The organism is Arthrobacter sp. 10L430 (assembly GCF_056395245.1).
In genome coordinates this window covers 1-552 of record NZ_JBFTJD010000070.1, presented here as the reverse complement: position 1 = coordinate 552, position 552 = coordinate 1, and the positions used below count along the sequence as shown (strand labels likewise).

Sequence of the window (552 nt, the reverse complement as noted above, 5' to 3'; positions counted from 1 at the left end):
CTGGGCTACGCCACCGCCACCGCCATCGCCCAGGAAGCCCTCGCCACCGGCAAGGGCGTGGCCGAACTCGTCCTCGAACACGGCCTCCTCACCGCAAACCAACTCCAGGAACTCCTCAGCCCCGAACGCCTCGCCAACCTCAGCAAATAAACCGCTTTTCCCGTCCCCCACTGGAAACAAAGGATCCCCCATGTCCAACTCCCCACAGGGCGCCGCAAGCACCGCGGCCGTCACAGACCACACGGTTCCGGCCCAGGCGCACGCCACCGAGAAGCTTCTCCACGCGGAGGACAAGGGCTACCACAAGAGCCTGAAGCCCCGGCAGATCCAGATGATCGCGATCGGCGGCGCGATCGGCACCGGCCTGTTCCTCGGCGCCGGCGGCCGGCTCAACGCCGCCGGACCCTCGCTCGTCATCGCCTACGCCGTCTGCGGCTTCTTCGCCTTCCTGATCCTCCGCGCCCTCGGCGAACTGGTCCTGCACCGCCCGTCCTCGGGCTCCTTCGTCTCCTACGCCCGCGAATTCTTCGGCGAGAAAGCCGCGTTCATCTC

General features: G+C 67.4%; 1 protein-coding gene and 1 pseudogene. Both read left to right on the top strand.

The features are described 5' to 3' along the window. Window positions 1–150, top strand: a pseudogene (aspA, locus tag AC1DDG_RS21705) (aspartate ammonia-lyase); the annotation flags it as partial. 40 nt (window positions 151–190) lie between these two features. Next, a partial coding sequence (locus AC1DDG_RS21700; protein ID WP_476877703.1) for an amino acid permease occupies window positions 191–552 on the top strand: 362 nt, incomplete at its 3' end.